At 52.8% G+C, this 23,705-nt stretch carries 24 protein-coding genes; 20 read left to right on the top strand and 4 right to left on the bottom strand.

The genetic code is table 11. The features are described from left to right. Positions 1 to 21 precede the first annotated feature (21 nt). The 4 genes from gabD (at position 22) to csiR (ending at position 5,054) form a co-directional block, all read left to right on the top strand. The gene (gene gabD / locus CJP72_RS18845) at positions 22 to 1,470 is read left to right on the top strand and encodes an NADP-dependent succinate-semialdehyde dehydrogenase (RefSeq protein WP_162382862.1); all 1,449 of its coding nucleotides are present in this window, start codon (positions 22 to 24) and stop codon (positions 1,468 to 1,470) included. Between the two features lie 35 nt (positions 1,471 to 1,505). Beyond that, positions 1,506 to 2,789 carry a 4-aminobutyrate--2-oxoglutarate transaminase gene (gene gabT / locus CJP72_RS18840; RefSeq protein ID WP_162382861.1) on the top strand — a complete coding sequence of 428 codons (1,284 nt, stop codon included), beginning with the start codon at positions 1,506 to 1,508 and terminating at the stop codon, positions 2,787 to 2,789. A gap of 120 nt (positions 2,790 to 2,909) precedes the next feature. Beyond that, on the top strand, positions 2,910 to 4,310 hold the full coding sequence (gabP, locus tag CJP72_RS18835) for a GABA permease (protein ID WP_162382860.1): 1,401 nt from the start codon (positions 2,910 to 2,912) through the stop codon (positions 4,308 to 4,310). A gap of 51 nt (positions 4,311 to 4,361) precedes the next feature. Further along, positions 4,362 to 5,054, top strand: a complete 693-nt coding sequence (csiR, locus tag CJP72_RS18830; protein WP_162382859.1) for a DNA-binding transcriptional regulator CsiR — start codon at positions 4,362 to 4,364, stop codon at positions 5,052 to 5,054. A 138-nt stretch (positions 5,055 to 5,192) separates the two neighbouring features. Here the strand turns inward: csiR and CJP72_RS18825 are convergent, their stop codons facing one another. Beyond that, entirely contained in the window at positions 5,193 to 5,351 is a 159-nt protein-coding gene (locus CJP72_RS18825) for a YqaE/Pmp3 family membrane protein (RefSeq protein WP_162382858.1), read from the bottom strand. Between the two features lie 183 nt (positions 5,352 to 5,534). On the opposite strand from CJP72_RS18825, the gene CJP72_RS18820 reads away from it, so the two are divergent. Together CJP72_RS18820 and CJP72_RS18815 are read left to right on the top strand one after the other, a co-directional pair. After that, positions 5,535 to 5,834, top strand: coding sequence for an ArsR/SmtB family transcription factor (locus CJP72_RS18820; protein ID WP_162382899.1), 300 nt, complete (start codon positions 5,535 to 5,537; stop codon positions 5,832 to 5,834). Positions 5,835 to 5,843: 9 nt separating this feature from the next. Then, positions 5,844 to 6,371, top strand: coding sequence for a rhodanese family protein (locus tag CJP72_RS18815; RefSeq protein ID WP_162382857.1), 528 nt, complete (start codon positions 5,844 to 5,846; stop codon positions 6,369 to 6,371). 88 nt (positions 6,372 to 6,459) lie between these two features. On the opposite strand, the gene stpA is transcribed toward CJP72_RS18815, so the two are convergent. Beyond that, a complete protein-coding gene (stpA, locus tag CJP72_RS18810; RefSeq protein WP_162382856.1) occupies positions 6,460 to 6,861 on the bottom strand; it encodes a DNA-binding protein StpA in 402 nt (133 codons plus the stop codon). A 693-nt stretch (positions 6,862 to 7,554) separates the two neighbouring features. Between stpA and alaE the strand changes: the two genes are divergently transcribed. Then, positions 7,555 to 8,004, top strand: a complete 450-nt coding sequence (gene alaE, locus CJP72_RS18805; RefSeq protein ID WP_162382855.1) for an L-alanine exporter AlaE — start codon at positions 7,555 to 7,557, stop codon at positions 8,002 to 8,004. Between the two features lie 35 nt (positions 8,005 to 8,039). On the opposite strand, the gene CJP72_RS18800 is transcribed toward alaE, so the two are convergent. Next, complete coding sequence (locus tag CJP72_RS18800) at positions 8,040 to 8,396, bottom strand: DUF2002 family protein (RefSeq protein ID WP_162382854.1); 357 nt, start codon at positions 8,394 to 8,396, stop codon at positions 8,040 to 8,042. Between the two features lie 161 nt (positions 8,397 to 8,557). Here CJP72_RS18800 and CJP72_RS18795 point away from each other — a divergent pair, with 161 nt between their 5' ends. Further along, the gene (locus tag CJP72_RS18795; protein ID WP_162382853.1) at positions 8,558 to 8,884 is read left to right on the top strand and encodes a DUF883 domain-containing protein; all 327 of its coding nucleotides are present in this window, start codon (positions 8,558 to 8,560) and stop codon (positions 8,882 to 8,884) included. 53 nt (positions 8,885 to 8,937) lie between these two features. Here the strand turns inward: CJP72_RS18795 and pdxR are convergent, their stop codons facing one another. Continuing rightward, positions 8,938 to 10,272, bottom strand: coding sequence for a MocR-like pyridoxine biosynthesis transcription factor PdxR (gene pdxR, locus CJP72_RS18790; RefSeq protein WP_162382898.1), 1,335 nt, complete (start codon positions 10,270 to 10,272; stop codon positions 8,938 to 8,940). Between the two features lie 91 nt (positions 10,273 to 10,363). Between pdxR and CJP72_RS18785 the strand changes: the two genes are divergently transcribed. The 12 genes from CJP72_RS18785 (at position 10,364) to emrB (ending at position 23,645) form a co-directional block, all read left to right on the top strand. Continuing rightward, positions 10,364 to 10,795 (top strand): carboxymuconolactone decarboxylase family protein, encoded by a 432-nt coding sequence (locus CJP72_RS18785; protein WP_162382852.1) that lies wholly within the window; start codon positions 10,364 to 10,366, stop codon positions 10,793 to 10,795. Between the two features lie 272 nt (positions 10,796 to 11,067). Next, positions 11,068 to 11,304, top strand: a complete 237-nt coding sequence (gene nrdH / locus CJP72_RS18780) for a glutaredoxin-like protein NrdH (protein ID WP_162382851.1) — start codon at positions 11,068 to 11,070, stop codon at positions 11,302 to 11,304. Further along, complete coding sequence (nrdI, locus tag CJP72_RS18775; protein WP_162382850.1) at positions 11,301 to 11,711, top strand: class Ib ribonucleoside-diphosphate reductase assembly flavoprotein NrdI; 411 nt, start codon at positions 11,301 to 11,303, stop codon at positions 11,709 to 11,711. Before nrdH ends, nrdI begins: the two co-directional genes overlap by 4 nt. Further along, on the top strand, positions 11,684 to 13,828 hold the full coding sequence (gene nrdE, locus CJP72_RS18770) for a class 1b ribonucleoside-diphosphate reductase subunit alpha (protein WP_162382849.1): 2,145 nt from the start codon (positions 11,684 to 11,686) through the stop codon (positions 13,826 to 13,828). Before nrdI ends, nrdE begins: the two co-directional genes overlap by 28 nt. 10 nt (positions 13,829 to 13,838) lie before the next feature. Further along, positions 13,839 to 14,798, top strand: a complete 960-nt coding sequence (gene nrdF, locus CJP72_RS18765) for a class 1b ribonucleoside-diphosphate reductase subunit beta (protein WP_162382848.1) — start codon at positions 13,839 to 13,841, stop codon at positions 14,796 to 14,798. A gap of 355 nt (positions 14,799 to 15,153) precedes the next feature. Further along, complete coding sequence (gene proV, locus CJP72_RS18760) at positions 15,154 to 16,356, top strand: glycine betaine/L-proline ABC transporter ATP-binding protein ProV (RefSeq protein ID WP_162382847.1); 1,203 nt, start codon at positions 15,154 to 15,156, stop codon at positions 16,354 to 16,356. Then, positions 16,349 to 17,404 carry a glycine betaine/L-proline ABC transporter permease ProW gene (gene proW, locus CJP72_RS18755; protein WP_162382846.1) on the top strand — a complete coding sequence of 352 codons (1,056 nt, stop codon included), beginning with the start codon at positions 16,349 to 16,351 and terminating at the stop codon, positions 17,402 to 17,404. Before proV ends, proW begins: the two co-directional genes overlap by 8 nt. A 68-nt stretch (positions 17,405 to 17,472) precedes the next feature. Next, the gene (proX, locus tag CJP72_RS18750; RefSeq protein ID WP_162382845.1) at positions 17,473 to 18,468 is read left to right on the top strand and encodes a glycine betaine/L-proline ABC transporter substrate-binding protein ProX; all 996 of its coding nucleotides are present in this window, start codon (positions 17,473 to 17,475) and stop codon (positions 18,466 to 18,468) included. A gap of 132 nt (positions 18,469 to 18,600) precedes the next feature. Then, complete coding sequence (locus CJP72_RS18745) at positions 18,601 to 19,785, top strand: MFS transporter (RefSeq protein ID WP_162382844.1); 1,185 nt, start codon at positions 18,601 to 18,603, stop codon at positions 19,783 to 19,785. A gap of 472 nt (positions 19,786 to 20,257) precedes the next feature. Further along, positions 20,258 to 20,788, top strand: a complete 531-nt coding sequence (gene emrR / locus CJP72_RS18735; RefSeq protein ID WP_162382842.1) for a multidrug efflux transporter EmrAB transcriptional repressor EmrR — start codon at positions 20,258 to 20,260, stop codon at positions 20,786 to 20,788. A 129-nt stretch (positions 20,789 to 20,917) separates the two neighbouring features. Beyond that, on the top strand, positions 20,918 to 22,090 hold the full coding sequence (gene emrA / locus CJP72_RS18730) for a multidrug efflux MFS transporter periplasmic adaptor subunit EmrA (RefSeq protein ID WP_162382841.1): 1,173 nt from the start codon (positions 20,918 to 20,920) through the stop codon (positions 22,088 to 22,090). A 16-nt stretch (positions 22,091 to 22,106) separates the two neighbouring features. Further along, a complete protein-coding gene (gene emrB, locus CJP72_RS18725; protein WP_162382840.1) occupies positions 22,107 to 23,645 on the top strand; it encodes a multidrug efflux MFS transporter permease subunit EmrB in 1,539 nt (512 codons plus the stop codon). The last annotated feature ends 60 nt before the right edge of the window (positions 23,646 to 23,705 follow it).

The following is a 23,705-nucleotide window of genomic DNA, read 5'->3' as shown; positions in this document are numbered from 1 at the left end:
ACCTTGAGACAGGAAGCCATCATGCAACTTAACGATCCAACCTTGTTCCGCCAACAGGCCTTTATTGACGGCCAGTGGCGCGATGCCCAACGCGGCGACGTGATCGCAGTGAACAACCCTGCAAACGGCCAGCAACTGGGCAGCGTCCCCAAAATGGGGGCCAGTGAAACCCGTGAGGCCATTGAAGCCGCCAACCGCGCCCTCCCCGCCTGGCGTGCGCTGACCGCCAAAGAGCGGGCCAACATTCTGCGTCGCTGGTTCAACCTGATGATGGAACACCAGGACGACCTGGCGCGCCTGATGACGCTGGAACAGGGCAAGCCGCTGGCGGAAGCGAAAGGTGAAATCAGTTATGCCGCCTCCTTTATTGAATGGTTTGCCGAAGAGGGCAAACGTATTTATGGCGACACCATTCCCGGTCATCAGGCTGACAAGCGTCTGATCGTCATCAAACAACCGATTGGCGTCACTGCCGCCATTACGCCGTGGAACTTCCCTTCGGCAATGATCACCCGCAAGGCCGGTCCGGCGTTAGCCGCAGGCTGCACTATGGTGCTCAAACCCGCCAGCCAGACACCGTTTTCCGCGCTGGCACTGGCGGAACTGGCACATCGCGCCGGAGTTCCCGCTGGCGTTTTTAACGTCGTCACCGGGTCAGCAAGCGCCGTCGGCAATGAGCTGACCAGCAACCCACTGGTGCGCAAGCTCTCCTTTACTGGCTCCACAGAAATTGGCCGTCAGTTAATGGAACAGTGCGCCAAAGACATCAAAAAAGTCTCTCTGGAGCTTGGCGGCAACGCGCCGTTTATCGTCTTTGACGATGCCGATCTGGATAAAGCGGTGGAAGGCGCGCTGGCCTCAAAATTCCGTAATGCCGGGCAGACCTGCGTCTGCGCCAACCGTCTGTATGTGCAGGACGGCGTTTACGAGCGCTTTGCGGAAAAACTGCAGCAAGCGGTGAACAAACTGAACATTGGCGATGGCTTGCAGGCTGGCGTCACCACCGGGCCGCTTATTGATGAGAAAGCCGTCGCCAAAGTGAAAGAACATATCGCGGATGCCGTCGGGAAAGGTGCACGCGTGATCACCGGCGGTCAGGCGCACGCGCTGGGCGGCAACTTCTTCCAGCCCACCATTCTGGCGGATGTCCCGCGTGATGCGAAAGTGGCCAAAGAAGAGACATTCGGCCCGCTCGCCCCACTGTTCCGTTTTAAAGATGAAGCGGACGTGATTCATCAAGCCAACGACACCGAGTTCGGTCTGGCGGCCTATTTCTATGCCCGCGATCTGAGCCGCGTATTCCGCGTCGGCGAAGCGCTGGAGTACGGCATTGTGGGGATCAACACCGGCATTATCTCTAACGAAGTCGCTCCCTTTGGGGGGATCAAAGCCTCCGGCCTTGGCCGCGAAGGCTCCAAGTACGGTATCGAAGATTATTTAGAAATCAAATACATGTGTATCGGCCTTTAAGTAAACCTTACCTGATTGAAGACTGGAGAAAATGAATGAGCACCAATAAAGAGTTAATGCAGCGCCGCAGTAACGCCGTTCCTCGCGGCGTTGGACAGATTCACCCCATCTTTGCCGATCGTGCAGAAAACTGCCGCGTCTGGGATGTTGAAGGTCGTGAGTTTCTTGATTTTGCGGGCGGCATTGCGGTGCTGAATACCGGACACCTGCACCCGGGGATCGTCTCGGCGGTAGAAGAACAGCTGAAAAAATTGTCGCACACCTGTTTTCAGGTACTGGCCTATGAGCCGTACCTGGAACTGTGCGAAATCATGAACCAGAAAGTACCGGGGGATTTTGCCAAGAAGACCCTGTTGGTGACCACCGGTTCAGAAGCGGTTGAGAATGCGGTGAAAATCGCCCGCGCCGCCACCAAACGCAGCGGCACCATTGCGTTTAGCGGTGCTTACCACGGTCGCACCCACTACACGCTCTCGCTGACCGGGAAAGTGAATCCGTACTCCGCAGGGATGGGACTGATGCCAGGCCACGTTTATCGCGCGCTGTACCCGTGCGCGCTGCACGGCATTAGCGATGACGATGCGATTGCCAGCATTCAGCGTATCTTCAAAAACGATGCCGCGCCGGAAGACATTGCCGCTATCGTCATCGAACCGGTCCAGGGCGAAGGGGGTTTTTATGCCGCCTCCCCGGCCTTTATGAAACGTCTGCGCGCGATTTGCGACGAGCACGGCATCATGCTGATCGCCGATGAAGTGCAGAGCGGCGCGGGTCGTACCGGCACGCTGTTCGCCATGGAGCAGATGGGCGTCGCCCCGGATATTACAACCTTTGCCAAATCCATTGCCGGAGGATTCCCGCTGGCTGGCGTGACCGGCCGTGCCGAAGTGATGGACGCCGTTGCGCCGGGGGGTCTGGGCGGCACGTATGCCGGTAACCCGATTGCCTGCGCCGCCGCGCTGGCGGTACTGAAAATCTTCGAGCAGGAAAATCTGCTGCAAAAGGCCAACACGTTGGGCAAAACCCTGCGTGAAGGACTGCTGTCAATTGCCGAAACACACCCGGAAATCGGTGATGTTCGCGGACTGGGCGCCATGATTGCCATCGAACTGTTTGAAAATGGCGATCACAGTAAACCCGATGCGAAGCTGACGGCGGAAATCGTCGCCCGCGCGCGTGACAAAGGCTTGATCCTGCTCTCCTGCGGCCCTTACTACAACGTGCTGCGTATTCTGGTACCGCTGACCATTGAAGAGGCGCAGATCCGCCAGGGGCTGGAGATTATCGCCCAGTGTTTCGATGAGGTTAAACAACGCTAAGGCTATACCTCGTTGCTAACGGAATGATGACGATGCAGTAAACACAACAATAATACGCGTGCCCCGGCGCGGGAATGTCGGGGTGCTCTCCCAAGTGACACACTTTCGAGAGGATAGAAGATGGGGCAATCGTCAGAATCACATGCTTTAGGGGGCGGGCTGAAATCACGCCACGTCACCATGTTGTCTATTGCCGGTGTTATCGGCGCAAGTTTATTTGTCGGCTCAAGCGTCGCCATTGCTGAAGCCGGGCCAGCCGTTCTGCTGGCCTATCTGTTCGCGGGTCTGTTGGTGGTAATGATCATGCGTATGCTGGCTGAAATGGCTGTCGCCACGCCAGATACCGGGTCCTTTTCCACCTATGCAGATAAAGCTATCGGTCCGTGGGCGGGGTATACCATTGGCTGGTTGTACTGGTGGTTCTGGGTGTTGGTGATTCCGCTGGAAGCCAATATCGCGGCTATCATCCTGAATTCGTGGGTCCCGGGAATTCCTATCTGGTTGTTTTCACTGGTGATCACACTCGCTCTGACGGGCAGTAATTTGCTGAGCGTCAAAAACTACGGCGAATTTGAGTTCTGGCTGGCGCTTTGCAAAGTTATTGCCATTCTGGCGTTCATTGCGCTGGGCGCGGTGGCGATCAGTGGGTTTTATCCGTATGCCGAAGTGAGCGGTATTTCCCGCTTATGGGATCATGGCGGCTTTATGCCAAATGGCTTTGGTGCGGTACTGAGCGCCATGCTGATTACGATGTTTTCGTTTATGGGGGCGGAAATTGTCACCATCGCCGCTGCGGAGTCCGACACGCCGGGCAAACACATCGTGCGGGCGACTAACTCGGTTATCTGGCGTATTTCTATCTTCTATCTGTGCTCGATTTTCGTGGTAGTGGCGCTGATCCCCTGGAACATGCCAGGCCTTAAGAGCGTCGGTTCGTATCGTTCGGTGCTGGAACTGCTGCATATTCCGTATGCCAAACTGATTATGGACTGCGTCATTTTACTGTCGGTCACCAGTTGTCTGAACTCCGCGCTGTATACGGCTTCCAGGATGCTCTACTCCCTGAGCCATCGCGGCGATGCGCCTGCGTTTATGGGGAAAACTAACCGTAGCAAGACGCCTTATGTGGCGGTGCTGCTCTCAACCGGCGCGGCGTTTTTAACGGTGGTGGTTAACTATTATGCTCCGGCAAAAGTGTTTAAATTCCTGATCGACAGTTCAGGTGCCATCGCGCTGTTGGTGTATCTGGTCATTGCCGTCTCTCAATTGCGGATGCGCAAAATTTTACTGGCGCAGGGGAGCGACATTAAACTGAGAATGTGGCTTTATCCGTGGTTAACCTGGCTGGTGATTGCCTTTATCGCCTTCGTCTTGATCGCCATGTTATTCAGGCCCGCGCAGCAGCTTGAGGTGATATCAACAGGACTTTTGGGTCTGGGGATCATTTGTACGGTTCCGATTATGTCACGCTGGAAAAAGCTGCTATCGTGGCAAAAAGCCCCCTTGCAAAATACACGTTAGACCTGTTCCCGGCGCAAGCCGGGATCGTGATTTTATTCAGGAGTCGCCCCCATGACCGCCACTTCTCAGCCGACGGCCATCGATGGATACCACTGGCTTAAAAATGACATTATTCGCGGTATTTATCAGCCCGATGAAAAACTGCGCATGAGTTTACTGACTTCACGTTATGAACTTGGCGTGGGACCGCTACGAGAAGCCCTTTCCCAACTGGTGGCGGAACGGCTGGTGACCGTGGTCAATCAGAAAGGCTACCGTGTGGCGCCCATGTCCGGGCAGGAGCTGCTCGATATCTTTGATGCCCGCGCCAATATGGAAGCCATGCTGGTGCGACTGGCTATCGAGCGCGGTGACGACGCATGGGAAGCCGAGATCCTCGCCAGAGCGCATATGCTGAATAAACTGGAATCAAGCGATGCCAGTGAAGGCATGCTGGATGAGTGGGATCAACGTCATCAGGCGTTTCATTCCTCCATCGTCGCCGGATGCGGTTCACATTATCTGCTGCAAATGCGTGAACGCCTTTTTGATCTTGCCGCGCGCTACCGGTTTATCTGGCTGCGTGAAACGGTTCTGTCGGTCGAAATGCTGGAAGATAAACATACCCAGCACCAGACGCTGACCGAGGCGATTCTGGCACGGGATGCACAACGCGCCAGCGAGTTAATGCGCCAGCATTTACTGACGCCAATCCCGATTATTCAACAGGCAATGTCCGGCAAACTTCAGCCAGAACAGAGCTGAGGTCTGCCAGGTGATTGACAACGTGCGTCCTGGGAAAATTGACTGATGGCGCTTTGCTTATCAATCCTACAAACAGCTGTCATTTTTTGAAATTGAGAATAATTCCAGGCCGGGCAAGCGAAGCGCCCCCGGCAAAAATCAGTCGCGAGTTTGGATCCAGAAAGCATGGACAAGGCCGGGGATATAGCCCAATAACGTCAAAATGATGTTCAGGATAAATGCCCAGCCAAATCCTTTCCCCAGCAGCACGCCAAGCGGGGGAAGAAGGATGGTAATTACGATTCGCCAGAAACCCATACACACTCCAAAAAAGTAAAATTACTCATTGTTTAAAAAAGAGATTTTCTCTCTAAGCGTAGTCAGATTACCCAACTCTGCCAATGTCCCCCTTTTCTTTTACCCTCTTTTACGCTCTTGACGCTGGCATACTGTTGCTCAGTACTTTAGAATTACCTTAATTTAGATAACACTTAAATAATGATGACTGAACTCGAACAACTCCAGGCCAGCGCCGAACAGGCCGCCGCCTTGCTAAAAGCGATGAGCAACCCAAAACGACTGTTGATTTTGTGCATGCTCTGCGGCTCGCCGGGCACCAGTGCGGGCGAACTGGCGCGGGCGACGGGACTCAGTCCCTCCGCGACGTCTCAGCACCTGGCGCGCATGCGCGAAGAGGGACTGATCGACAGCCAGCGCGATGCTCAGCGTATTCATTACTTCATTAAAAATAAGGCGGTAGGTTCACTGATCGCCACATTGAAAACCCTCTACTGCCCATAAGGAGCCAGGATGACAACCGGGACGATTTCCCCACGCGAGGCGCAGGTGCTGATAGCCCAGGGCGCGATGCTGATTGATATCCGCGATGCCGATGAGTATCTGCATGAACATATCCCTGACGCCCATCTGGTCCCGCTCCACACCCTTGAGCAGGGCGCTTTCCCTGACCACCTGCGTAGCGAGTGCGTTATCTATCATTGCCAGTCGGGGCGGCGCACACAAAACAATGTGGCAAGGTTGCAGGCGGTTGCGGCTCCGGCAAAAGTCTGGTTGCTGGAAGGGGGCATTGATGGCTGGAAAGCGGCGTCGTTGCCCGTCGCGCGAGACACATCGCAGCCGCTGCCGCTGATGCGTCAGGTGCAGATTGCCGCAGGTGGACTGATTTTACTCGGGGTTGTGCTGGGATACGCGGTGAGTCAGGGTTTCTTCCTGCTGAGCGGTTTTGTCGGCGCGGGACTGATGCTGGCCGGATTCACCGGTTTTTGCGGGATGGCGCGTCTGCTCGATAAAATGCCCTGGAACCGTCGCACACATTAATAATCTGGCAGGATGTAAGTGCGAAGCCCGGTTTTCGTGGTAAACCGGAGGCAGCTTAACGCTGCCATCCGGCATATCACCTTCAGAATTAAATCAGGAAATCATCCAGAGATTTACCTGCTGCCAGCGCCTGGGCAATCGGCTTAGGCGTACGCCCCTGTCCAGTCCAGGTTTTCGTTTCACCATTAAAATCAACAAAACGGTATTTTGCCGGACGCGGCTGACGTTTTTTCGTCACGCGAGGCGCCACCGGTTGCATTCCCAGTAATTCTTCCGGGTTAATGCCGTCCGCTTTCATCAGCGCCAGAAAAGTATTAATTTTCTCTTGCTGCTCTGCACGTTGACGCTGCTGCTGTTCTTCTTCTTCACGTCTTTCTTTAGTGACAACCCTGAATTTTTCGAGCATTTCTTCAAGAACGTCAATGGAGAATTCGCGAGCCATTGCACGCAACGTACGAATATTATTTAAGTTCTGTAACATCACATTCATAATAATAAAAACCTTTTAACGCAGAAAGCCAAAAACAGTATTACAGAGAGGAGTGTATTCGATATTAAATGATATTTCCAGACTCTGATACGTTTAAGGATATTATGAAAAATCACTTTATAATGATTATTTATCATGCACCCTCAGTGAATATATTGGCGCCAGATTGTAAATTATGAATAAATAAAAAATATATTTTCCCGTGGAGTGTCAAACGATCCGCGCAAAATAAGCGACTGGCGGAGTATGTCACTCATCTCCCGCCGAAGCCTGATGAATAGAGACCACTAAAAAGTGAATAATCAGTCATATCATTGGGATGGAATTTTATGCTACAAAATTAACTTGCACAGCATTAAACCTGCTGGAAAAACAAAAACCGTCAACACTACCGAATTCTCTGTCGAATCTGGCACATTTCACAATGGACCGCAAAAAAAACAAAAAGACAACCATTTATAAGTGATTGATTTTAAATCAATTTAAAGCAATGAGACACCGAAAATACCGAAACGTACAAAAAACAGACCACCACAGAGCATTTTATCGACAAAAAGCGAATAAATAAAAATTTTACGCTAATTGCTTGTTATTATATAGCAATATACTCTATTCAAAAGCGAAATGACTTCGCTAACTCACTACAAGGCAGTATTTGACGACGATGAATCCCCTTTGACAAGGAGCATTAACATGTTCTCACCGCAGTCACGCTTGCGTCATGCTGTAGCTGACACGTTCGCGATGGTTGTTTACTGTTCTGTCGTGAACATGTTGATCGAGATATTCCTCTCCGGAATGACCTTTGAACAGTCACTTTCATCCAGACTGGTTGCTATTCCGGTTAACATCCTTATTGCATGGCCCTATGGAATGTACCGCGATCTGTTCATGCGCGTTTCGCGCAAGGCAAGCTCTGCAGGATGGGTGAAAAACCTGGCGGATATTCTGGCTTATGTGACTTTCCAGTCGCCGGTTTATGTCGCTATTTTGCTGACGGTTGGCGCAGACTGGCATCAGATCACCGCAGCGGTGAGTTCAAATATCGTGGTATCAATGTTGATGGGGGCGGTCTACGGTTATTTTCTCGACTACTGCCGTCGCCTGTTTAAGGTCAGCAGTTACCATCAGGCCAAGGCCTGAGTTATCCCTTGCGACTGGCCCCGCCAGTCGCATTATTAGTTTGAACTTAGTTTTACTTCGCCAAACAATCCATTCAAATAACGTTCCAGCGCAATACGCGAGCTAAATCCGTGTGGAATACCATAATGCTCGTGTGTTTCGCCCGCTAAATACAGTGGAAATTGCTGGTAGTGATCGCAGGTTTTAATATCCGTTGCAGGCTCTGCCAGTGAAGAACTTCTTTCTTTTAATGTTGGGTGAATCACCAATGCGGTTCGTCCCATACGCGCTTCACGATTCACGTACACATAATTTTCGCCACGTCGATAACCGTACGCTTTTTGTGTCACTACATCGACGGTAAAGCCCACTTTTTCAAGTACGCGCGCCACCTCATCAGGTCGTAAATACATATATTTTCCTCATCATCTTTTACCGCGGCCTTACCTTACCTGATTCAGCATTAGCAGCGCTTTCAGAAAAGTCCATAAACAAACGAATACAGCGTGATGAACGTCGGAAGATAAAATTATGGTCTACACTGAAAAGCACATCGAAATCAATGGAGGATCATATGTTTAACAGACCCAACCGAAACGACGTCGATGAAGATGTACAGGATATTCATAATGATGCCAGTCGATTAGCTGACAGTCTGGAAGAGGTGCTTAAGTCCTGGGGGAGTGACGCCAAAGACGAAGCGGAGGATGCCCGACGCAGAGCGCAAGCCTTGCTAAGAGAAACCCGCGCACGTATGCATGGCCGTACTCGTGTCCAGCAGGCAGCCCGGGATGCTATTGGCTGTGCGGATACTTTTGTACGCGATAAACCCTGGTGTAGCGTAGGCACCGCAGCAGCGGTCGGTATTTTTCTCGGCGCGCTACTGAGTCGGCGCCGCTAACTGGTCGGTGTGCCGGATGATGACACCAAAACGTCTTATCCGGCATTCTTTCACTACGCTATTGCCACCCTGAGCTGTTGAGCCACCTGTTTTGCCATCGCGGCAGAGGTAATATTGGTAAACGACAGCAGCAATCCCCCCTGCCCTTCCCCTGTTATTCGCCAGCGACTCAATGCCTGAGCCGCCAGCCCGGCGTGATTCGCCTTCGCTACCAGAGCAACATCATCGCCCTCGACGGAAATCACCATCTGGATGCCCCCTTCCTGCGCCACCACGTGAAAACCTTGTTCCGTTAACGCCTCTTCTATCCAGCGACGGCGCTCGGCGTAGTGCTGACGCATCTTTTTTAAATGTCGCCAAAAATGGCCGTCGCGAATGAAATCCGCCAGCGTCTGTTGCCATAACACTGGCACACTGCAGGCCATGAATGCCGCCTGCTCACGAAATCGCGCGACCTGATTCATCGGCACCACCAGCCATGCCGTACGCAGCGCAGGAAAGAGTGACTTGCTGAACGTCCCGGCATACACCACACGCTGCGGCGCATCCAGACTTTTCAACGGAGGCAGCGGCTTACCCTGGTAGCGAAACTCACTGTCATAGTCATCCTCGATAATCCACGCCTGCGAACTGGCGGCCCACTCCAGCAGTTGATGGCGACGCGTCAATGATAGCGACACGCCCAGCGGACTTTGATGCGCAGGCGTTAACAAGACAAAACGCGCCTGTGGGTAAGAACGGATCCCCGCCGATACATCCAGACCCTCGTTATCGACCGGCACGGGCAACCGTTCAACCCGCTCCTGCTCGATAACCGGGCGAATCAGAGGAAAACCGGGGTCTTCCACCCACATGCCGTCCCCCGGTTGTGCCAGCGCCCGCAAGATGAGCATCATTGAAGATGCATAACCCGACGTCACAAACACCTGTTCCGGCTGACACTCGATACTGCGTGAAACCCGCAGATAGTCGACAATTGCCTGGCGCAGCACGGCTTCACCACAAACCTCGCCCAGCGCCAGGTCAAAACGTGTTTGGGTACGCAGACGGCGGCCCATCACACGCGCCCATATCTCACGCGGGAAGAGATCCAGCGCAGGTAATCCCATTTGAAAAGGCAGCGGTGTCTGGCTTTCTCCGGCAAAAAAAGCGGGCGCTACATGCGGTTTCTCCAGACGCAAATGGTCGCTGACAAACGTTCCGGTTTGTCCACGTCGCTCCAGCCATCCCTGAGCCACCAGTTCACCATACGCATTTTCTACCGTTGCGCGGGATATGCCCAACTCCTGCGCCCATGTGCGACTGGAAGGCAACCGTGCGCCCGGTTTGAGTTCGCCTTGTTCAATGGCATTTTTTAACTGACGGGCGATTTGCTGATAGCGCGGCATCATTATGGTCTGCTTTTTACGTAAAAATATGGCTCTCTTTTACAGTCCATTATAGTGCTACCGTACGCTCATTAAAACGAGGAGACACACCATGACCACATTACGCCAGCCCTACTACGAACTTAGCCCAGAGGTCTATCACGCGCTGGTTCAGGCGAAAAAAGCACTGGAAAACAGTGCGCTGGATACCACGCTGATGGAGCTGATTTATCTGCGCATTTCGCAAATCAATGGTTGTGCGTTTTGCCTTGAGATGCACAGCAAAGCGCTGCGTCAATCCGGTATTGAGCAAACCAAACTGGATGCGCTGGCGGGCTGGCGGGTAAGTCACCGTTTCAGTGAACAAGAGCGCGCGGCGCTGGCCTGGGCTGAATCTGTCACGGATATTGTCGGCACTCGCGCCGAAGATGAGGTTTATCTGCCGCTGCTTGACCATTTTAGCGCCAGAGAGATAAGCGATCTGACCTTTGCTATCGGCCTGATGAACTGCTTTAACCGTCTGGCAGTGAGCATGCGGATGTAACTTTTGTTGCCTGATGGCGTTATCGCTTATCAGGTCGACAACAGAGTGCCTGTCGTAAGCAGGATAAGATGCTTGCGTCACCCTCCGGCAATTTACGCCCATAACGCCCCTTCCCCGCTGAGCGATTCAGTGGGGAGTTTTCAATCTGAATTTCCCATATCTTGTGTGGTTGAATCTTTTTTAAACTACATCTAGTATTCTTTTTATCGCAACACACACAACCCGACGCATCTCTTCGCGCCGTTCTCTTACTTTAAACGGAAATACGAATCATGCGCATTACTATTTACACTCGAGATAATTGTGTTCAATGCCACGCCACGAAACGGGCGATGGAAAGCCGTGGATTTGATTTTGAGATGGTCAACGTAGACAAGCTTCCTGATGCGGCCGAAACCCTGCGTGCCCAGGGTTTTCGCCAGTTACCGGTCGTCATTGCCGGGGAAACCAGCTGGTCTGGATTCCGCCCCGACATGATCAACCGTCTGCACGCTGAACCCTACGCATGAACCCGCTCGTTTACTTTTCCAGCAGCTCCGAAAACACGCACCGCTTTATGCTGCGTTTGGGGTTGCCCGCCATCCGTATCCCGCTTGATGAGCGAAAACGGATCCGCGTAGACGAACCTTATCTTCTGGTGGTGCCCTCTTATGGCGGTGGAGGCACTGCGGGTGCGGTACCCCGGCAGGTGATCCGTTTTTTAAACGATGAACACAATCGGGCATTTATTCGCGGTGTTATTGCCGCCGGTAATCGCAATTTCGGCGAAGCTTATGGCCGCGCCGGAGATGTCATTTCACAAAAATGCGGCGTGCCCTGCCTGTATCGTTTTGAGCTCATGGGAACGCCAGGTGATATCGACAACGTCCGAAAAGGAGTGGAAGCATTTTGGCAACGACAACCACAGAACGCGTGACGCCGACAACCACGGATTATCACGCCCTGAATGCCATGCTGAATCTGTATGACAAAGCGGGCCATATTCAGTTCGACAAAGACCGTCAGGCAATTGAGGTCTTCATTACCACGCATGTGAAGCCCAATTCCGTGGCGTTTGCCAGCCAGGATGCGCGGCTGGATTATCTGTTACGTGAAGGCTATTACGATGACCAGGTGCTCAAGCGCTATGACCGCGCGTTCGTGGTGTCGCTGTTCGTACGGGCGCACGCCAGCGGTTTTCGTTTCCAGACGTTCCTCGGGGCATGGAAGTTCTACACCAGCTACACCTTGAAAACCTTTGACGGTAAACGCTATCTGGAAGACGTTGAAGACCGGATCGTCATGGTGGCGTTGACCCTGGCGCAGGGCAACGAAACGCAGGCGATCCAAATCGCAGAGGAAATGCTCTCTGGCCGCTTTCAGCCCGCTACGCCAACCTTTTTAAACGGCGGGAAGCGCCAGCGCGGCGAACTGGTTTCCTGTTTCCTGCTGCGTATTGAAGACAACATGGAGTCGATTGGGCGGGCGGTAAACTCGGCGCTTCAGCTGTCTAAACGCGGCGGCGGCGTGGCGTTTTTGCTCTCTAATTTGCGGGAAGCTGGCGCGCCAATTAAGCGTATTGAAAACCAGTCTTCGGGTGTGATCCCCATAATGAAAATGCTGGAAGATGCGTTCTCCTATGCCAACCAGCTTGGGGCGCGCCAGGGAGCCGGCGCGGTCTGGTTGCATGCACATCACCCGGATATTCTGCGTTTTCTCGATACCAAACGTGAAAATGCCGACGAAAAAATCCGTATCAAAACGTTGTCGCCTGGCGTGGTGATCCCGGATATCACGTTTCAGTTAGCCAAAGAGAACGCCGAAATGGCGCTGTTCTCACCCTATGACGTGGAACGCATTTACGGTAAACCGTTTGGCGATATTGCGGTCAGCGAGCTGTACCATGAGCTGGTTGCCGACGAACGCATCCGCAAAAAAACCATTAACGCCCGCGACTTTTTCCAGCGCCTTGCTGAAATCCAGTTTGAGTCCGGCTATCCGTACATCATGTATGAAGACACGGTCAATCGCGCCAGTCCCATTGCCGGGCATATTAATATGAGCAATCTGTGCTCGGAGATATTGCAGGTCAACAGCGCATCCACCTATGACGAAAACCTGGATTACGCGAAGACCGGTCACGATATCTCCTGTAACCTCGGTTCGCTGAACATTGCCCACACCATGGACTCGCCCGATTTTGGCCGCACCGTGGAAATCGCCGTCCGCGCTCTGACGGCGGTCTCGGAGATGAGCCATATTCGCAGCGTACCGTCGATCGAGGCCGGGAATGACGCATCGCACGCCATCGGGCTGGGACAGATGAACCTGCACGGCTATCTGGCGCGGGAAGGTATTGCTTATGGTTCCCCGGAAGGCCTGGATTTCACCAATCTCTATTTTTACACCGTCACCTGGCATGCGCTGCATACCTCTATGCTGCTGGCGCGCGAGCGCGGTAAAACCTTCGCCGGGTTTACGCAATCCCGCTATGCCAGCGGCGACTATTTTGCGCAGTATCTGCAAGGCGACTGGCAGCCAAAAACCGCAAAAGTCCGGGCGCTGTTTGCCCGCGCCGGTGTCACGTTACCGACCCGCGAGATGTGGCAACAGTTGCAGGACGCGGTGATGCGCTACGGCCTTTATAACCAGAATTTACAGGCGGTTCCGCCGACCGGTTCGATCTCCTACATCAACCATGCAACATCCAGTATTCATCCCATTGTGTCGAAAGTGGAGATCCGCAAGGAAGGCAAAACCGGTCGCGTTTATTACCCGGCACCGTTTATGACCAACGAGAATCTGGAGATGTATCAGGACGCCTATGAGATTGGTCCACAAAAAATTATCGATACCTATGCCGAAGCCACAAAACATGTGGATCAAGGGTTATCGCTGACGCTGTTTTTCCCCGATACCGCCACCACCCGCGATATCAACAAAGCGCAGATCTACGCCTGGCGCAAAGGTATCAAGACGCTCTATTACATCCGACTACGCCAGAGGGCGCTGGAAGGCACTGAAATTGAAGGCTGCGTGTCCTGCGCGCTGTAAGGAGAACGAAGTGAAACTATCACCTATCCGCGCCATCAACTGGAACCAGATCCAGGACGATAAAGACCTGGAGGTGTGGAATCGCCTGACCAGCAACTTTTGGCTACCCGAGAAGGTGCCGTTGTCTAACGATACGCCGTCCTGGCAGTCGCTGAGCGCCGTTGAACAGCAACTGACCCTTCGCGTCTTCACCGGCTTAACCTTACTCGACACCATTCAGAATATCGCGGGCGCGCCCTCATTGATGGCAGATTCATTGACCCCGCATGAAGAAGCGGTGCTGTCGAATATCAGCTTTATGGAAGCCGTACATGCCCGTTCGTACAGCTCCGTCTTCTCTACGCTGTGTCTGAGCAAAGACGTTGATGCCGCCTATGCCTGGAGTGAGTGCAACGAACCACTACAGCGCAAAGCAGACATTATCCTGACCTGCTACACACGCGAGGAACCGCTGAAGAAGAAAATTGCCAGCGTCTTTCTGGAGTCATTTCTGTTTTACTCCGGTTTCTGGCTGCCGATGTACTTTTCCAGCCGCGGCAAGCTGACCAACACCGCCGATCTGATCCGCCTGATTATTCGTGATGAAGCGGTCCACGGCTATTACATTGGTTATAAGTACCAGAAAGGGCTGGAGAAATGCGCAGAATCGGAACGTGAATCGCTGAAGGATTTTGCCCTTGAACTGCTGATGGCGTTGTATGACAACGAAGTCCGTTATACGGAAGAACTGTACGCGGAAACCGGCTGGGTTGAGGAGGTCAACGCCTTTCTTTGCTACAACGCCAATAAAGCCTTAATGAACCTGGGATATGACACCTTGTTTCCGGCAGAAATGGCCGACGTTAATCCGGCCATTCTTGCTGCGCTGTCACCGAATGGTGATGAAAATCATGATTTCTTCTCCGGGTCGGGATCATCCTATGTCATGGGTAAAACGGTAGAAACCAAAGATGAAGACTGGAATTTCTGACAAGAGATATTGAGGTAAATATCACCCTGATAATTGCACTCATATTTCTAATGAGATCACATTTTTGTCATTCCATTATTATTGTGTGATCTACAGTCAATATCTTGCACCTTACCCGCCTGAATTATGACAATTCAGGCGCATTTCAATGCTCCTTACAAAAAATATCAGCCTGCCATCACTGCCGCTCAGCCCTTATATCATGGGAAATCTCGCAGAATGGCTTTCCATAGCATTAACATCATTAACAAATTCAGGGTTGTCTCAGATTCTCAGTATGTTAGGGTAGAAAAAGGTCACTATTTCCATTAGGTAACATATCGACATATATAAATAACAGGAATCATTCTATTGCATGGCAATTAAATTAGAAGTTAAAAATCTCTATAAGATATTTGGTGAGCATCCACAGCGAGCTTTCAAATATATTGAAAAAGGACTTTCGAAAGAGCAGATTCTGGATAAAACGGGGCTATCGCTTGGCGTTAAAGACGCCAGTCTGGCCATTGAAGAAGGCGAGATATTTGTCATCATGGGATTATCCGGTTCGGGTAAATCCACAATGGTACGCCTTCTCAATCGCCTGATTGAACCCACCCGCGGGCAAGTTCTGATTGACGGTGTCGATATTGCCAAAATATCCGATGCAGAACTTCGCGAGGTGCGCAGAAAAAAGATTGCGATGGTCTTCCAGTCATTTGCGTTAATGCCGCACATGACGGTGCTGGACAATACCGCATTCGGCATGGAATTAGCCGGTATTGCTGCGAATGAACGTCGGGAAAAAGCGCTCGATGCGTTACGCCAGGTCGGACTGGAGAATTATGCTCACGGCTACCCGGATGAACTTTCCGGGGGCATGCGTCAGCGTGTCGGCCTCGCCCGCGCATTAGCCATAAATCCTGATATCTTATTAATGGATGAAGCCTTCTCAGCTCTCGATCCGTTAATTCGCACCGAAATGCAGGATGAACTGGTAAAACTGCAAGCGAAGCATCAGCGTACCGTGGTCTTTATTTCCCACGATCTGGATGAAGCGATGCGTATTGGCGATCGTATTGCCATTATGCAAAATGGCGAAGTCGTACAGGTCGGGACACCGGATGAGATTCTGAATAATCCGGCGAATGATTATGTCCGTACCTTCTTCCGTGGCGTTGATATTAGCCAGGTATTCAGTGCGAAAGATATTGCCCGCCGTAGCCCGGTAGGATTAATTCGCAGAACACCAGGTTTCGGTCCACGTTCTGCGCTGAAATTATTAGAAGATGAAGATCGCGAATTTGGCTACGTCATTGAACGCGGAAATAAGTATGTCGGCGTGGTGTCGATTGACTCCTTAAAATTGGCATTAAGTCAGGCGCAAAGCATTGAAGCGGCATTAATTGAACAGCCGTTAGCCGTGGATGCGCAAACCCCACTCAGCGAATTGCTTTCTCATGTTGGTCAGGCGCCCTGTGCAGTACCGGTCGTCGATGAGGAACAACAGTATGTTGGCATCATTTCTAAACGCATGCTGCTACAGGCTTTAGATCGCGAGGGGGCAAACAATGGCTGATCAAACCAATCCGTGGGATACCGCGCCGGCGACAGAGAGCGCCACGCAAACCGCTGACGCCTGGGGCAACGCGCCCGCCAACGGCGGCGGGGCAGACTGGCTGAACAGCGCGCCAGCGCCCCAGCCGGAACATTTTAATATTATGGATCCGTTCCATAAGACGCTGATCCCGCTGGATAGCTGGGTCACAGAAGGGATCGACTGGGTTGTCTCCCATTTCCGTCCCGTCTTCCAGGGCATTCGTATCCCGGTGGATTACATTCTCAACGGTTTCCAGCAACTGCTGCTGGGGATGCCTGCGCCGGTAGCGATTATTCTTTTTGCTCTGATCGCCTGGCAAATGTCGAGCCTCGGCATGGGTGTCGCGACGTTGATTTCGCTGCTCGCCATTGGCGCGATCGGCGCCTGGTCGCAGGCAATGATCACACTCGCGCTGGTGCTCACTGCGCTGCTGTTCTGCGTCATTATCGGGTTACCGCTGGGAATTTGGCTGGCGCGCAGTCCACGGGCGGCGAAAATTGTTCGTCCGCTGCTGGATGCGATGCAGACCACACCGGCGTTCGTCTATCTGGTGCCGATTGTCATGCTGTTTGGTATCGGGAACGTGCCAGGCGTGGTGGTGACGATTATCTTTGCCTTGCCGCCGATTGTGCGTCTGACCATCCTTGGGATCAACCAAGTCCCGGCGGATCTGATTGAGGCTTCGCGCTCATTTGGCGCTAGTCCGCGCCAGATGCTGTTCAAAGTTCAGCTACCGCTGGCAATGCCCACCATTATGGCCGGGGTCAACCAGACGCTGATGCTTGCCCTCTCCATGGTCGTTATCGCCTCCATGATTGCCGTTGGCGGACTGGGCCAAATGGTTCTGCGCGGTATCGGTCGTCTCGATATGGGACTGGCCACTGTCGGTGGGGCTGGCATTGTGATCCTCGCCATTATTCTGGACCGTCTGACGCAAGCCGTAGGACGCGACTCGCGCAGCCGTGGTAACCGCCGCTGGTATCACACCGGTCCCGTTGGGCTTTTTACCCGCCCTTTCATCAAGTAATTCACCTGTTGCCCGGTAGCGCGATACCTGCCGGGCCTCCGTGTCCCTCCAATCATTAAGGAACAACGATGCGACATCATCTTCTTTTTGCCACAGCGTTTGCCACCCTTGTCTCTACCAGCACTTTCGCTGCCGACCTGCCGGGCAAAGGCGTCACCGTACAGCCAATTCAAAGCACCATATCCGAAGAGACCTTCCAGACTCTGCTGGTGAGCCGCGCGCTGGAAAAACTCGGTTACACCGTCAACAAACCGAGTGAAGTCGACTACAACGTAGGCTATACCTCCATTGCCTCTGGCGACGCCACATTTACTGCCGTGAACTGGCAGCCGCTGCATGATGATATGTACGCTGCTGCAGGCGGAGACAAGAAGTTCTATCGCGAGGGAGTATTCGTCACCGGTGCCGCACAGGGTTACCTGATCGACAAAAAAACCGCCGAACAGTACAACATCACCAACATCGCGCAATTGAAAGACCCGAAAATCGCCAAACTGTTCGACAGCAACAACGACGGAAAAGCAGATTTAACCGGCTGTAACCCAGGCTGGGGCTGTGAGGCTGCCATTAATCATCAGCTAGGCGCCTATGAACTGACGAAAACCGTTGATCACAACCAGGGGAACTATGCGGCGATGATGGCCGATACCATCGCCCGTTATAAAGAAGGCAAGCCGGTTCTTTACTACACCTGGACACCGTACTGGGTGAGCGACGTGTTGAAGCCAGGTAAAGATGTGGTCTGGTTGCAGGTGCCGTTTTCCTCTCTGCCTGGCGTGCAGAAAAATATCGATACTAAACTGCCGAACGGCGCGAACTATGGCTTCCCGGTGAGTACGATGCACATCGTTGCCAACAAAGCCTGGGCGGAGAAAAACCCGGCGGCGGCGAAACTGTTTGCCGTTATGAAACTGTCGGTTGCGGATATCAACGCCCAAAACTCGATGATGCATGAAGGTAAGGCTTCCGAAGGAGACATTCAGGGTCATGTTGACGGCTGGATCAAAGCCCACCAGCAGCAATTTGACAGTTGGGTGAACGAAGCGCTGGCTACACAGAAGTAATGTAAGCGTTGTGCCTGATGGCAAGACGCCATCAGGCATCATTCACCTCTTCCCTGAACCGCACGATCCATCACCTGAATTCTTTTTCATTCGTTATGATTGTTGTCACTTAATCCAAACACACTGATAACAATGAATAACCCTACTCATCAACTTAGTCCGGCGCTGATTGTCTTAATGTCTATCGCCACCGGTCTGGCGGTCGCCAGCAACTATTACGCGCAGCCGCTACTCGACACAATCGCCCGCACATTCTCACTTTCGGCCAGTTCCGCCGGTTTTATCGTCACAGCCGCACAGTTGGGCTATGCCGCTGGGTTATTGTTACTGGTTCCGCTGGGCGACATGTTTGAACGCCGGACGTTGATCGTCTCGATGACACTGCTGGCGGCAGGTGGCATGCTGATCACCGCCAGCAGCCAGTCGCTTGCCATGATGATCCTGGGGACAGCGCTCACCGGATTATTCTCGGTCGTCGCCCAAATTTTGGTTCCTCTGGCCGCCACGCTCGCCACACCGGATCAGCGCGGGAAGGTGGTGGGCACCATCATGAGCGGTCTGCTGCTGGGGATTTTACTGGCGCGGACCGTCGCCGGATTACTCGCGAATCTCGGCGGCTGGCGAACCGTATTCTGGGTCGCCTCTGTCCTGATGGCGCTGATGGCTATCGCGCTGTGGCGTGGCCTGCCGAAGATGAAATCTGAAACCCATCTCAACTATCCGCAGTTGTTAGGCTCCGTCTTCAGCCTGTTTCTCCACGACAAACTGCTGCGCACCCGCGCGCTGTTAGGATGCCTGACCTTTGCCAATTTCAGCATCCTCTGGACGTCAATGGCCTTTTTGCTTGCCGCGCCGCCGTTTAACTATTCCGAAGGGATGATTGGTCTGTTTGGTCTGGCAGGCGCCGCCGGTGCGTTGGGCGCACGACCTGCTGGCAGTTTTGCCGATAAAGGGAAATCCCATCTCACGACCACGATCAGCCTGTTGTTGTTACTGCTCTCCTGGCTGGCAATCTGGTATGGACACACCTCAGTGCTGGCGCTGATTGTCGGTATTCTGGTGCTGGATCTTACGGTTCAGGGCGTACACATCACCAATCAAACGGTGATCTATCGCATTCACCCGGATGCGCGTAACCGCCTGACGGCAGGTTACATGACCAGCTATTTTATCGGTGGCGCGGCCGGTTCGCTGATTTCAGCCTCCGCCTGGCAGCATGCAGGGTGGGCAGGCGTTTGTCTGGCGGGTATGACCGTATCCGTACTTAACCTGCTGGTCTGGTGGCGAGGTTTTCATCGACAAGAAGCCGTAAATTAAGCAGACACTAAGCGTTTATGGCTGTTTGGGCACCTTAGGGTGTTAAGGTGCCCCCCAGTCTGTTAAGGTTATTAAAATTATTTATCCTGATTATTTTACATCGGTGACGAATCACATAATTATATGGAAAGCCCTGCCCTCCTGTCTGATCCCAGTCCGGCTACATTCGCTCAGGGATGTGAAGACAGCATGCCGAGAGTTATCAGCGGTAACCCGCTCGTTTTTGCGTTTGGCCTGAATTACACCCGTCAGGGGTTTCTCCCCGCCGGGGTTACGTCAGGTTTTCTGCCTCCCGTACTGTTTATTCATTGTTTGCTCGTTCCCCACATCGTTGCGTTTTCCGGACTACGGATTAGCCCAGAAAAAACTGACGATTTTATAACCCGTAAAAATCATTTTACGTTAATAATACATTTACTTTATTTGTCACTGTCGTTACTATATCGGCTGAAATTAATGAGGTCATGCCCAAATGGATAGTTCGTTTACGCCCATTGAACAAATGCTAAAATTTCGCGCCAGCCGCTACGAAGATTTTCCATATCAGGAAATTCTTCTGACTCGTCTTTGCATGCATATGCAAGGCAAGTTGCTGGAAAACCGCAATAAAATGCTGAAAGCTCAAGGGATTAACGAGACGTTGTTTATGGCGTTGATTACGCTGGAGTCTCAGGAAAACCACAGTATTCAGCCTTCGGAACTGAGTTGTGCGCTCGGTTCGTCCCGTACTAACGCAACACGAATCGCGGATGAGTTAGAAAAACGCGGCTGGATCGAACGTCGCGAAAGCGATAACGACCGTCGTTGTCTGCACCTGCAATTGACTGAAAAAGGGCACGATTTTTTGCGTGAGGTTCTCCCACCTCAGCATAACTGCCTGCATCAGCTTTGGTCATCTCTCAGCACCGCCGAAAAAGATCAGCTTGAGCACATCACGCGTAAACTCCTGACCCGTCTCGATCAGATGGATCAGGATGGTGCCGTTCTTGAGGCGCTACGCTAACGCGTCGACACGCTCAAAAATCCAGATTTATAAAAGAAAAAACTGACAGGCCAGCACGTGACACTGCTGGCCTTTCTGACAAACAGGTCGGCTCAGCCGATGCGAAAAAATAAGATCGTGGAGAACAACATGAGCGCAAATGCGGAGACTCACACCCCGCAGCAACCGGTTAAGAAGAATGGCAAACGTAAAAGTATGCTCATCCTTCTCACCTTGCTCTTTATTATTATTGCCGTGGCATATGGGATTTATTGGTTTTTAGTACTGCGTTATGCCGAAGAGACCGATGATGCGTACGTGGCAGGGAACCAGGTACAAATCATGGCGCAGGTATCAGGCAGCGTGACGAAAGTCTGGGCTGATAATACTGACTTTGTCAAAAAAGGTGATGTGCTGGTCACTCTCGATCAGACCGATGCCAAACAGGCGTTTGAAAAAGCCAAAACCGCGTTAGCCTCCAGCGTGCGTCAAACACACCAGTTAATGATCAACAGCAAGCAGTTGCAGGCGAGCATTGAGGTGCAGAAAACCGCGCTTGCCCAGGCGCAAAGTGACTTTAATCGTCGTGTTCCGCTGGGTCAGGCCAACTTGATTGGCCGCGAAGAGCTGCAACACGCGCGTGATGCCGTCGCCAGCGCCCAGGCGCAACTGGACGTGGCGATTCAACAATATAATGCCAATCAGGCGATGATCCTCGGTAGTCGGCTGGAAGATCAGCCCGCCGTGCAACAAGCGGCGACGGAAGTTCGTAATGCCTGGCTGGCGCTGGAACGTACGAAAATCGTCAGCCCGATGACAGGATATGTTTCTCGCCGTTCCGTTCAACCTGGCGCACAAATTAGCCCAACCACTCCGCTGATGGCGGTCGTTCCGGCGAACAATCTGTGGATCGATGCCAACTTTAAAGAAACTCAGCTGGCGCATATGCGCATTGGCCAACCGGCCACCGTCATCAGCGATATTTACGGCGATGACGTGAAATATACCGGGAAAGTCGTCGGTCTCGATATGGGAACAGGCAGCGCCTTCTCGCTGCTCCCTGCACAAAATGCGACCGGCAACTGGATCAAAGTCGTACAACGTCTGCCAGTCCGTATTGAGCTGGATGCGCAGCAATTAGCGCAACATCCTCTGCGCATTGGTTTATCGACATTAGTGACGGTAGATACCTCAAATCGCGATGGGCAGGTGTTGGCAAGTCAGGTGCGCACAACGCCAGTTTCTGAAAGCGATGCACGGGAAATCAGCCTCGCTCCGGTCAATAAACTGATCGAAGAGATAGTCCAGGCCAACGCGGGTTAATCCTGAGGTGCGTGTGATGCAACAGCAAAAACCGCTGGAAGGCGCACAGCTCGTCATTATGACGATCGCGTTGTCGATGGCGACATTTATGCAGGTTCTGGACTCCACCATTGCTAACGTGGCAATCCCGACTATCGCCGGGAACCTTGGCTCGTCATTGAGCCAGGGAACATGGGTGATCACCTCCTTCGGGGTGGCAAACGCCATTTCGATTCCGCTAACCGGATGGCTGGCGAAACGCGTCGGCGAAGTGAAGTTGTTCATGTGGTCTACCGTCGCCTTTGTCATTGCGTCGTGGGCCTGCGGCGTCTCCAACAGCCTCAACATGCTGATCTTCTTTCGTGTGATACAGGGGATTGTTGCCGGGCCTTTAATTCCGCTTTCTCAGAGCCTGTTGCTGAATAACTACCCGCCCGCCAAGCGATCCATCGCTCTGGCGTTATGGTCGATGACGGTCATTGTCGCGCCGATTTGCGGCCCGATTCTCGGCGGTTATATCAGCGATAACTATCACTGGGGCTGGATCTTCTTCATCAACGTGCCTATCGGCGTGGTGGTGGTCCTGATGACGCTGCAAACCCTGCGTGGACGGGAAACCCGTACCGAGCAGCGGCGGATTGACGCCATTGGCCTGGCGCTCCTGGTGGTCGGGATCGGCAGTCTGCAAATTATGCTCGACCGCGGTAAAGAACTGGACTGGTTTGCCTCGCAGGAGATTATCATTCTGACCGTGGTCGCCGTGGTCGCCATCAGCTTCCTGATTGTCTGGGAGCTGACGGACGATAACCCCATTGTCGATCTCTCGCTGTTTAAGTCGCGAAACTTCACGATAGGATGTCTGTGTATCAGTCTGGCCTATATGCTCTACTTCGGCGCTATCGTGTTGCTGCCACAGCTGTTGCAGGAAGTGTATGGCTATACCGCGACGTGGGCAGGTCTGGCCTCTGCGCCAGTGGGGATTATTCCGGTGATCCTGTCGCCCATTATCGGACGCTTCGCGCACAAGCTTGATATGCGCAGGCTGGTCACGTTCAGCTTTATTATGTACGCCGTCTGCTTTTACTGGCGCGCATATACCTTTGAGCCGGGTATGGATTTCGGCGCATCGGCCTGGCCGCAGTTTATCCAGGGCTTCGCCGTGGCCTGCTTCTTTATGCCGCTGACCACCATCACACTCTCCGGCTTGCCGCCTGAGCGTCTGGCGGCGGCGTCGAGTTTGTCGAACTTTACGCGAACGCTGGCAGGTTCTATAGGCACGTCAATTACGACCACTATGTGGACCAGCCGCGAGTCCATGCACCATGCACAATTAACCGAGTCTGTGAATCCGTATAACCCCAATGCACAGGCAATGTACGATCAGCTCCAGGGCCTGGGGATGACGCAACAGCAGGCCTCCGGCTGGCTGGCCCAGCAGATAACCAGTCAGGGGCTGATCATTTCAGCCAATGAAATTTTCTGGATGTCAGCGGGGATATTTCTGGTGTTGCTCGGACTGGTCTGGTTCGCCAAACCGCCCTTTGGGGCGGGCGGTGGCGGCGGCGGCGCGCACTGACTAGTCCTGATATAGGTTGACAGTTTTTTGTCTGTAAAACGCCTGATGAACATCATCAGG

This window comes from Citrobacter sp. NCU1, from assembly GCF_010231475.1.
In the GTDB taxonomy this organism is placed as follows: domain Bacteria; phylum Pseudomonadota; class Gammaproteobacteria; order Enterobacterales; family Enterobacteriaceae; genus Citrobacter_D.
Note: the sequence above shows the minus strand (reverse complement) of the source record. Positions and strands in the feature narration are given on the sequence as shown.

What these genes read in the sequence shown, in the direction of transcription:
- CJP72_RS18800 (WP_162382854.1), bottom strand. Translation starts at nt 8,396, where the DNA reads ATGTATTTACGACCTGATGAGGTGGCGCGCGTACTTGAAAAAGTGGGC.
- CJP72_RS18825 (WP_162382858.1), bottom strand. Translation starts at nt 5,351, where the DNA reads ATGGGTTTCTGGCGAATCGTAATTACCATCCTTCTTCCCCCGCTTGGC.
- csiR (WP_162382859.1), top strand. Translation starts at nt 4,362, where the DNA reads ATGACCGCCACTTCTCAGCCGACGGCCATCGATGGATACCACTGGCTT.
- nrdI (WP_162382850.1), top strand. Translation starts at nt 11,301, where the DNA reads ATGAACCCGCTCGTTTACTTTTCCAGCAGCTCCGAAAACACGCACCGC.
- gabD (WP_162382862.1), top strand. Translation starts at nt 22, where the DNA reads ATGCAACTTAACGATCCAACCTTGTTCCGCCAACAGGCCTTTATTGAC.
- proV (WP_162382847.1), top strand. Translation starts at nt 15,154, where the DNA reads ATGGCAATTAAATTAGAAGTTAAAAATCTCTATAAGATATTTGGTGAG.
- gabP (WP_162382860.1), top strand. Translation starts at nt 2,910, where the DNA reads ATGGGGCAATCGTCAGAATCACATGCTTTAGGGGGCGGGCTGAAATCA.
- CJP72_RS18820 (WP_162382899.1), top strand. Translation starts at nt 5,535, where the DNA reads ATGACTGAACTCGAACAACTCCAGGCCAGCGCCGAACAGGCCGCCGCC.
- CJP72_RS18815 (WP_162382857.1), top strand. Translation starts at nt 5,844, where the DNA reads ATGACAACCGGGACGATTTCCCCACGCGAGGCGCAGGTGCTGATAGCC.
- CJP72_RS18795 (WP_162382853.1), top strand. Translation starts at nt 8,558, where the DNA reads ATGTTTAACAGACCCAACCGAAACGACGTCGATGAAGATGTACAGGAT.
- proX (WP_162382845.1), top strand. Translation starts at nt 17,473, where the DNA reads ATGCGACATCATCTTCTTTTTGCCACAGCGTTTGCCACCCTTGTCTCT.
- CJP72_RS18745 (WP_162382844.1), top strand. Translation starts at nt 18,601, where the DNA reads ATGAATAACCCTACTCATCAACTTAGTCCGGCGCTGATTGTCTTAATG.
- CJP72_RS18785 (WP_162382852.1), top strand. Translation starts at nt 10,364, where the DNA reads ATGACCACATTACGCCAGCCCTACTACGAACTTAGCCCAGAGGTCTAT.
- gabT (WP_162382861.1), top strand. Translation starts at nt 1,506, where the DNA reads ATGAGCACCAATAAAGAGTTAATGCAGCGCCGCAGTAACGCCGTTCCT.
- nrdH (WP_162382851.1), top strand. Translation starts at nt 11,068, where the DNA reads ATGCGCATTACTATTTACACTCGAGATAATTGTGTTCAATGCCACGCC.
- stpA (WP_162382856.1), bottom strand. Translation starts at nt 6,861, where the DNA reads ATGAATGTGATGTTACAGAACTTAAATAATATTCGTACGTTGCGTGCA.
- emrA (WP_162382841.1), top strand. Translation starts at nt 20,918, where the DNA reads ATGAGCGCAAATGCGGAGACTCACACCCCGCAGCAACCGGTTAAGAAG.
- proW (WP_162382846.1), top strand. Translation starts at nt 16,349, where the DNA reads ATGGCTGATCAAACCAATCCGTGGGATACCGCGCCGGCGACAGAGAGC.
- emrB (WP_162382840.1), top strand. Translation starts at nt 22,107, where the DNA reads ATGCAACAGCAAAAACCGCTGGAAGGCGCACAGCTCGTCATTATGACG.
- pdxR (WP_162382898.1), bottom strand. Translation starts at nt 10,272, where the DNA reads ATGCCGCGCTATCAGCAAATCGCCCGTCAGTTAAAAAATGCCATTGAA.
- emrR (WP_162382842.1), top strand. Translation starts at nt 20,258, where the DNA reads ATGGATAGTTCGTTTACGCCCATTGAACAAATGCTAAAATTTCGCGCC.
- alaE (WP_162382855.1), top strand. Translation starts at nt 7,555, where the DNA reads ATGTTCTCACCGCAGTCACGCTTGCGTCATGCTGTAGCTGACACGTTC.